Below are 9100 nucleotides of genomic sequence, written 5' to 3'. Positions count from 1 at the left end.
CCTCTCCTTGGTATTTATTAAATTCGGGGTCATGATCATGACACCCTGTACTATACCAAGAGGACTCTTTTTTGTTCAACCTTCAAATTTCTTCATTACAGGAATGCTCCTAACTTAATTTTATTTCATAAAGCACAATACGTCAACAAAATATTGACGTATTGCAAGTATTGGTCACCGATACGTTAACTATATAGTTTTATTTTATCATTAAATCTCTGTTGCGTCTTCTTGAGAAGCCCAAAAATGTAGCCTATTAGCCGTTCGATGCTGCTTTTCCAGTTGGAGCGCATTATAGAACCCGAACCCAGCTATGAACACTTAGAAAGCTTTTCTCCTGTTCTAGAGGGCTTAAGAGCCTGCCTATAAACACTTAGAATGCACCGCTCCCGTTCTAACGGGCTTTAGAAACGCACTATGAACACTTGGAAAGCCCCCCTCCCGTTCTAGCGGGCTTTAGAATCATCCATTTCTTTCACATCCAATCCGTTTATCTTGAAATAAGAACTGTTAAAATCCAATTCACAAAATACCCTATTCACATCTTCGAAATACAAAAGCCAACAAAAGATGAACCAGTGTCATCCTTTGTTAGCTTTTATCATGTCTGACAGCAGCCCTTGAGCTGAGTGTTAAACTGAATCGGATTGGAATACGAATTCTTTCTCGGGACAGCTGTCAGCGGCCCTTGAACCCAATATTAAACCCCCACCGCTTGCTTCTCTTTTCTTTCCTGATAACACAATCCAAACGCATTGGCCGGGATAAACTCTCCGTCGCCCATTTTGCCGATGAATTCGCCGTTATCGACCATTAATTTGCCTCTTAAGAAAACCTTGTCGACCTTTCCTTCCTGGACCATGCCTTCGTAAATATTGAAATCCACGCCATGCAGGCTGTTTTTATTGGAAATGATCGATGTTGGTTTTGGATCGTATAACACAATATCCGCATCATATCCGACGCCGATATGTCCTTTGCGATGGTCGAGGCCGTTAATCTTAGCCGGGGTCGTTGCAAATAAATCTACTAACCGCTGCCGGGAAATCTTTCCGCGATTGACCCCATAGGTCCATAAAATCGCCAGCCGGTCCTGCACCCCCGGCGAGCCGTTTGGGATATTCGTAAAGTCATCCTTTCCCATATGTTTTTGCTTTTCCCAATTGAAGCCGCAATGGTCGGAGCTTACCGCATTTAGCCAGCCGTGGTTGATCGCCTGCCAGAGACTTTCCCGATGTTCTTCGGTCCGCAGTGCGGGAGAGCATACATATTTTGCACCTTCAAAATTCGGTTTTGCTAATGCTTCTTTATCCAGGACAAGATAGTGGGTACATGTTTCCCCATACACAGGGAGTCCTTCGTTATGCGCATTCCGAATTGCTTCCATCGCACCCTTGGCGGTGACGTGCACGATATAAATCGGTGCATCCGCCATTGCGGCAAGATAAATCGCCCGCTGGGTTGCTTCCACTTCCACTAACGGCGGTCTAGACAAAGCATGGGAATAGGGCCCTGTTTCCCCTTTGCGCAAATATTCCTTTTGCAGGTAGTCGATGACATCGGCATTTTCTGCATGCACCATCACGGTGACACCAGCATCCTTTGCTGCCATTAACGCTTTGAAAACCGCTTCGTCATCACTGTGGAAAGGGAGCCCTTTATACGCCATAAACAGCTTTATGGTAGAAATTCCTTTACTAGGTAGCGTCGGAATTTCGGCAAATAATTCATCCGATGGGTCGCATACAACACCGTGGAAGGAATAGTCGACCATCGCCAGCTTGGAAAATTCCTCCCTGTCATATTTTTCAATTGTTTCCGCCATTCCCTTCCCTTGCTCTTGGTTGACAAATTCGATGACGGTGGTGGTTCCGCCGACGATCGCCGCATTCGATGTCTCAAATCCTCGCACCCTTTCACCCTTATAGTCAAAAGAATAATGAACGTGCTGATCCACCCCGCCAGGCAACACATATTTTCCCGAAGCATCGACTACTTCATCGGCATGCTGAGGCAAATTTTCCCCGACCGCTGCGATCTTTCCGTTTTCAATGAAAATATCACCGACAAATTCATCTACCGCTGTAACAATCGTACCGTTTTTAATTAATAGACTCATCGATATTCCTCCTTTAAATTTTTTATATTAGTAGAATGAGTGTGTTCAAATCGGATACCGAATGCTGTCACCCCCTTTCATGCCACACGTCCATTATTAACCCCAGCTAAAATTCGACAGCATACCCGTCATTTGTTTTTTCTCCGGGTATTTATACGTTTTTAATTTGCTTGTTTTCTTTCCTATATCCACCATAGCTTCGGCAAATTTTACCGCTGCAACTACTCCATCAATGACGGGTACGCCTAATTCTTTTTCCAATTCATCGGCAAATTCGGCCATACCGGCACATCCTAGTAAGATTGCTTCAGCATCCTCTTCTTGTACGGCCCTTCTTCCTTCTTGTCTTAACATCTCCATTCCCGCTTCCGGATCTCGTTCAAAATCCAATACACACATCGGGGTTGTCCGAACATGAAGGACACGGTGCTGCATGCCATAACTAGCAACTAATTCTTCAATCATCGTTTTAATTCTCGGCAACACGGTGACTACAGAAAATCGTGCCGCCAGCATGGATGCCATGTATAAAGAAGCTTCTGCGATACCAATTACCGGACTCGTTGTGATTTCCCGTGCCGCTTGCAGACCCGGATCACCGTAGCAAGCGATGACATAAGCATCCGCGTCCCCTTTTTTGACTTCTTCCAGTACACCTGGTATGCTTAAATATTCATCGTAATAAGACTCAATCGATGCCGGTCCCATGTCAGGACTGACTGCGATAATTTCCGTCGTCGGTCTGGTTGCAACTTCCGCCGCATTCCGAATCCCGTCGGTCATCCCGGCCGATGTATTCGGATTAATGACTTTGATTTTCATATCAGTTCCTCCTCTTTCCTTTTATTGTTATCATAATTTTCAAAAATCTCCGGCTGGTAATATACTTTCCCAATCCAAAATTTCATGCAAAGGTAATAAAGAACCGTTGAAATCACCGCTGCCGTAAAAAATCCATAATCCGGATATAAAAATGCGGAAATACAAGCCGGAATATAGGCGATGATCGCTGCCGGGTTGATATTTTTCCAATATTTATACTGGCCTTCCATATCATATAAGTCATGGATGTTCAGTCTTCTTTTCCTTAACAAGTAATAGTCGCAAATCATGATTCCTACTATCGGAGCCAATATAGCGGTGATGATGACTAGAATTTGCGGTGTAAAGTCGGCAAATCTCCAAGGCTGGATCAGCAAGCCAACGATTCCCGCAATAATCGCCGCTGTTGCAAAGCTAATCTTTCTCGGGAAAAAATTAACAATGATATATCCCGGCGGCATTAAATTAGCAGATACATTACTCGACCACTGTGCGAATATTACAAAAATTAAGCATAAAATTAATACTAACGGATTGTCTCTCCCGATGGTTTCGATAATGACGTCAATCGGATTCCAGTTTCCTGTTGCAACTCCGCTTGTGATGCCGATAAGGGTAAAGAGCAGCATCGAGCTTAATAATCCTATCGACTGCGCATAAAAACTTCCCCAATTCGCCTCGAGCCATGTTCCTTTTACATTTCTCACTTGGAGAAACCTGGTAAAATCACAAGTATTCAATGCCATCGTGATGTACACACCCATCATGACGACAATTCCATATCCTAACGATAAACTCCCATCGCCTTGGATGGAGAACAGTTCCCCGAACGTTATTTCATATTTGTTCATGATCATGATTTGGATTATTAATCCAATGACAATGATGATGGGAGAAGCAATCCACTCCAGCTTCTGAATGGCATTAAAGCCAAATGCTGCGTTGATAATTTGTACAATCCCAAATAAGATGATCAATAGAACTTCGTTGGAATATCCAGTCAGTATCTCCATGATGGAATTTAAGGCGTACGCACCCATCCACGTTTGAAAGCCAAACCAAAAAATAGCCGGCAACGCTCTTATAAACGAAGGGATGTGGGTACCTAAATAGCCAAAACAGGCACGGATATAAACGGCATAGGGAATCCCGTATTTAATGCCGATGTCCCCTGTTAACGTAAGCAGTATCGCCACAAGAATATTCCCAATTAAACATGCGAGCATAATCTGACCGGGGGAAAGCGCCGGATATAACTGAGATGCTGAAATAAAGGTTACAAGCTGAACGGCAATTCCGATCCAAATAATTAAAAAACTAAATGCAGACATTGTTCGCTGCTTGTCCGAAGTAGGCATAATATCTTTTCCGACGAGATAATTCTCCTTCACTTCCATATCCATCACTCCTTCTATGAAATTGTCCAATTCATCCTTTTGAAAAAACATCATAAAACGGTGCTCATGCCGTAAAATTTCACTTCATCCTTTAAATGTACTTTTCTACCGTTCTTGCTAAAACTTGAGTCCCCTTCGCGATATCCTCCCGATTTGCCCACTCTTTCGGGTTATGGCTGATTCCCCCGCGGCATCGGACGAAAATCATCCCCATCTCTGTGATTTCCGCCATAAACATGGCATCATGGCCGGCACCGCTAATCATGACCGGAGCATCGATGTTCAATTCCCTGCTTGATGCTTCAAGCGATTGAACGACTTCCGCTGAACAGTGGACGGGATCAATCTCCTGAAGTTTCCCGACATGAAAGTTCAGATCCCTCTCGTTGCAAACCTCCCTTATTTCCGCCTCGATTTCCTGAAGTGCCCGATTTCTCCGTTCTAAATCGATATCTCTCAGATCCAAGGTGAATACGACGGATTCAGGGATTACATTTCTCCCGCCCGGAAAGGCCTCGATTACGCCTACAGTGCCTACCATTGTCCCGGTCGTGTCCCCTTTGCATATGTCCTCGATTTTCTTTATAATTTCTGCTGCGCCTGTCATCGGGTCCCGCCTGAGGCTCATCGGAACCGTTCCGGCATGCCCCGCTTCCCCCCGCAGTTGCACTTTTAACCACGCAGGTCCAGCAATCCCCTTTACAATTCCGACCGGCTTCTTGTACTGTTCTAAGTAAGGGCCTTGTTCAATATGCATCTCCAGGAAAACTTTAATCTCCCCTTTTTTCCGCACGGATTTTTTAAATTCATCCGGGTTCATGCCAAAGCCGAAGGACTTTAACGCTTCATATCTGGTCACCCCTGCTTCATCCTTGAGCAGGAAGTCCTCTTTGCTAACTTTTCCAATCATTCCCCTGCTGCCAAACAATCCGTCGGAAAACCTGGAACCCTCTTCATCACAAAAAGCAACGACTTCAATCGGATGCCGATGTGCGATACCAGCCTCGTGAATCGCTTGCACGACCTCAATTCCGCCAATGACACCGACTGTGCCATCAAACCTGCCGCCATTTGGTACGGTATCGATATGAGAGCCAATCATGACGACCGGCAAGCGGGGATCGCTTCCTTCTTTTCTCCCAATCAGATTCCCAAAATGGTCATGCCACACACACATGCCTGCTTCTTTCATCCAGGAAGAAACGAGCAATTGCGCTTCCTTATCCTCTTCTGTTAAAGCAAACCGCTGTGTTCCCGTTTCACCAACCTTGCCAATCTCTGCCAATTCCAATACACGCTGAAATATCCTATCTTGATCTACTCGGTAAGATAACGTTTTCATAATCTCCTCCTTATAGATACAGCAATCTTTGATTTCTGTTTAGCAATCCAATGTTTTGTTTAAAATACTAATGCTGAAATAAATTACTGGCTAAACATCCTGATTCTACTGCTTTCGACTGTTCATAAAAATCGATAGAGAAGTTGCAAGCTTCACCTCCCAACAACACACAAACTGTGTGTTTTTTATTCATTCTAGTCCAAACGAACCGGAGTGTCAACACATTTTGTGTGTTTTTGTAATAAAAAACACAATTTGTGTTATTTCTTTTTCAAACAGATGTTGGAGTGATTCAATGATGGACCATTTTAATTTACGTTTAGAAAATCTTCGTGAAAAATCAGGCTATACCAAAAAAGAGGTAAGTAAAATGCTTGGATTTTCTGCAAATGTCTATGGAGCATATGAACGGGGAGAGCGTCGTCCTAGTTTGGAAACCTGTTGTAAACTAGCCGATCTCTATAATGTTTCATTAGATTATCTTTTACGGGGAAAAGAGTATAAGAAAGAAGAAACACAAACTGAAGAATCTAGATTATTAGAAGTTGTTAATCTGTTTAGGGGAAAAGGTTTTGAAGAACCATATATCTTACAATTAGAAAAATGGGAGAAATTATCACGAGAAGACTTACAGGAATTGACAAATCATTTTAATTGGGTCGTTTATAAAGCAGAGCAAGAAATCAGTGAATAACCAATCCATTCTGGAAGAAAGAATCTTTAATCTTTTTGAAAATATTAAAGAAATAAATGAAAAAGAAAGCTAAAAATGAAGAGAACCCCACCTGATCCTATGAATCAGGTAGGGTTCTTTGTTATCTATTGTAGCTAATTCCATATAGAAGCGAAATGGATAGCCTATTAATCTGGATTTCCAGCTTATTTCCTCTAAATTTATTATTACTCCAGATTTTTTGTACACCGCCGGGAAAAATTTGCCAATTTGGCATATTGGAACGGGGGAATATTTTTTTGTATTTTACATATCTTATATTACCAGCACACCCTGACTTCCCATACGCACTGTTCTTCGCCCGATGGGAACAGAATATGCTGGCATTACAGTAAATTTGTTCATTTAAGTGTAATCATTCCCTATTGTTCCTTTAATCACCTAATCGAATCAATTCTCCTCTCAATATAACCTCTTTCACCTTCTCCAAATTCTTTAAATCTTCCAGGGGGTTTCCCTCAAGCAATACCAAATCGGCTTGATACCCATTTTTGATTTGTCCTATTTTTCGTTCTAAGATTTTACCGGCATTGACCGTCGCTGTTTTCAGCACACTTCTCACGTCTTCAACCAATTCATTCATTGCGTATAATTCGTTGAGCAAGGCATGGTGGGATGTACAAGGAGAACCAGCATCAGAACCAGCTCCTATCAGGATATCCCGTTTAAAAAACGAGCGGAAAGCTTTAGCGTGGATATTAACAATCTCTACCGTTTTTGCTCTTGCATATTCAGGAATTCCTTCCTGTGAGGCAATCTGCTTATAGACAAAAAGGGTCGGTATCCAGGCTGTTCCTCTTTCTTCCATCAATTGAAGTAGTTCTTCATCTATAAAATGCCCGTGTTCAATTGTGTCCACACCCGCGAGAACAGAATTGTAGATACCGTCACGTCCGATTGCATGTGACGCGACTTTGATACCGAATCGGTGTGCTTCCTCGCAAATCACCTTTAGTTCCTCAAGACTCAATTCAGCATTCCCAACCTTTTCCCCCTCTGTTCTTCCATAAACACCTCCAGTAGCACTTACTTTAATGACTTCAGCACCTTTATAAATTTGTTCACGAACGCCTTTTAACGCTTCATATTTCCCATCAACGAATCTTGCCCAAAATGGATCATGACCGCCCGTCATCGTTAGTGTCCTTCCACTTGCAATCACATTTGGGCCTAATATCAAATTGCGCTTAATCCCTTTAGAGATATGCAGGACAATATCGTTAATTGAGCCTAAATCTCGGACCGTAGTGATGCCATGCTCAATATAATGCCGGCAATTTGCAGCTGCACGAAGCATCATCTGCTCATACCCTTCCTCCTCAGATGTCCTGACCGGGTCGAGTGATCCGTCCCATATCATATGTACATGGAGATCGATAAGACCAGGAATAAGATATGAACCATCTCCGTCTATAAACGGAATATCTGCTGGAATCTCGGATTATTTTAATACCGCCTCAATTTTCCCATCTTTCACATATACTCCATGCCCGGAAATCAACTCTAACTTCTCACCATAAAGAACTTGTACATTTTTAATGATTATTTCTCTCATATTTTCTCCTCCAAACGATTTCAGGAAGAGGCAATAACCCCTTCCCGATAGTTTACAAGTTAGAAATTATAAACTTGTAATATCCATTTAATCTACTCTTCTTTAAAAATTAGTGATTCCATATCGCGCGGGTAGTCAGTAATTATTTTACATCCGTCCGCTGTGATGACCACCGTATCGGAATGCCTAAAACCACCGACTCCTGGGATGTAGATTCCTGGTTCAATGGAAAATACCATTCCTTCTTCCACAAAACCATGATGATCAAAACGCAAGAATGGTGCCTCATGAGCAGAAACTCCTATACCATGACCAACTCGATGAATCGCATATTGTGCAAGACCTTCCCTTTCAAACACTTCCCTCGCAACTAAATCGACTTCCGAGAAGCGTACACCCAGGTTTGATGAATTCCATCGCTCGCGCCTGTGCTTCAATGGCTGCCGCAAATGCTTTTTCTTCCATAGACGTAGGCTTACCTACAATCACCGTCCGCTCCAGCTCTGCTCGATAACCGTTCAAACCAACTTGACGAGAATGAATGAGATACTTATAAACTGTTGTTCTCGAATACCTAGCTTTTCGCAATTCTTCTTATTCTTTCACCCTGTTTTTTTTAATTTCCATGTACACTCCCCACTTTTCCACCTTTCATGTGTCCCCCCCATTTTCATGTAATACAGATAAGTATTATACATGAAATGCGGGACTAAATTATCGAGAGCCACCGCTCGACCGGCAAGCATGTAAAAGGATGTCACCCCTACTGGGCAACATCCTTTTACATGCCTTTTCCCCGTAGAAAAGTGTTCATTTTTATCTAGAAAAAATTGTCTACTTTAGTCTAGCAGTTACAGTTGTTTATTACTTATAAAAAATTTAGATAAACATCATCAAAAGGAGAAGAGTTTAAAAGTGATATTACTACAAGGGATTATTTCATCAATGTTGACTAGTTCTACGAAAGATGGTGCATTAGATAATGTTGTCGCCTCTTCAGTTCCTCCTAGTGTTGGTGCATTAGGAGCATTCCTGTAATGAAGAAATTTGAAGGTTGAACAAAAAAGAGTCCTCTTGGTATAGTACAGGGTGTCATGATCATGACCCCGAATTTAATAAATACCAAGGAGAG

7 protein-coding genes are annotated in these 9100 nt (G+C 42.5%); 1 reads left to right on the top strand and 6 read right to left on the bottom strand.

What is annotated here, in order from left to right:
• Positions 1-700: 700 nt before the first annotated feature.
• The 4 genes from hydA to IEV18_RS15540 all read right to left on the bottom strand — a co-directional run bounded on the left by hydA (position 701) and on the right by IEV18_RS15540 (position 5680).
• Positions 701-2119, bottom strand: a complete 1419-nt coding sequence (gene hydA / locus IEV18_RS15555; protein WP_188393301.1) for a dihydropyrimidinase — start codon at positions 2117-2119, stop codon at positions 701-703.
• 96 nt (positions 2120-2215) lie between these two features.
• On the bottom strand, positions 2216-2941 hold the full coding sequence (locus IEV18_RS15550) for an aspartate/glutamate racemase family protein (protein ID WP_188393300.1): 726 nt from the start codon (positions 2939-2941) through the stop codon (positions 2216-2218).
• The gene (locus IEV18_RS15545; protein ID WP_188393299.1) at positions 2938-4392 is read right to left on the bottom strand and encodes a cytosine permease; all 1455 of its coding nucleotides are present in this window, start codon (positions 4390-4392) and stop codon (positions 2938-2940) included. Before IEV18_RS15545 ends, IEV18_RS15550 begins: the two co-directional genes overlap by 4 nt.
• A 37-nt stretch (positions 4393-4429) precedes the next feature.
• Complete coding sequence (locus tag IEV18_RS15540) at positions 4430-5680, bottom strand: M20 family metallo-hydrolase (protein ID WP_188393298.1); 1251 nt, start codon at positions 5678-5680, stop codon at positions 4430-4432.
• A 298-nt stretch (positions 5681-5978) separates the two neighbouring features.
• Between IEV18_RS15540 and IEV18_RS15535 the strand changes: the two genes are divergently transcribed.
• Complete coding sequence (locus IEV18_RS15535) at positions 5979-6374, top strand: helix-turn-helix domain-containing protein (RefSeq protein WP_188393297.1); 396 nt, start codon at positions 5979-5981, stop codon at positions 6372-6374.
• Positions 6375-6786: 412 nt separating this feature from the next.
• On the opposite strand, the gene IEV18_RS15530 is transcribed toward IEV18_RS15535, so the two are convergent.
• Both IEV18_RS15530 and IEV18_RS15525 read right to left on the bottom strand, forming a co-directional pair.
• On the bottom strand, positions 6787-7803 hold the full coding sequence (locus IEV18_RS15530) for a metal-dependent hydrolase family protein (protein ID WP_268235431.1): 1017 nt from the start codon (positions 7801-7803) through the stop codon (positions 6787-6789).
• Between the two features lie 257 nt (positions 7804-8060).
• Positions 8061-8417 carry a M24 family metallopeptidase gene (locus tag IEV18_RS15525; protein ID WP_268235430.1) on the bottom strand — a complete coding sequence of 119 codons (357 nt, stop codon included), beginning with the start codon at positions 8415-8417 and terminating at the stop codon, positions 8061-8063.
• Positions 8418-9100 lie beyond the last annotated feature (683 nt).

Source organism: Compostibacillus humi (assembly GCF_014637175.1).
Lineage (GTDB): Bacteria > Bacillota > Bacilli > Bacillales > Amphibacillaceae > Oceanobacillus > Oceanobacillus humi.
The sequence above is the reverse complement of the archived record's forward strand: the minus strand, read 5'-3'. Positions and strand labels throughout refer to the sequence as shown.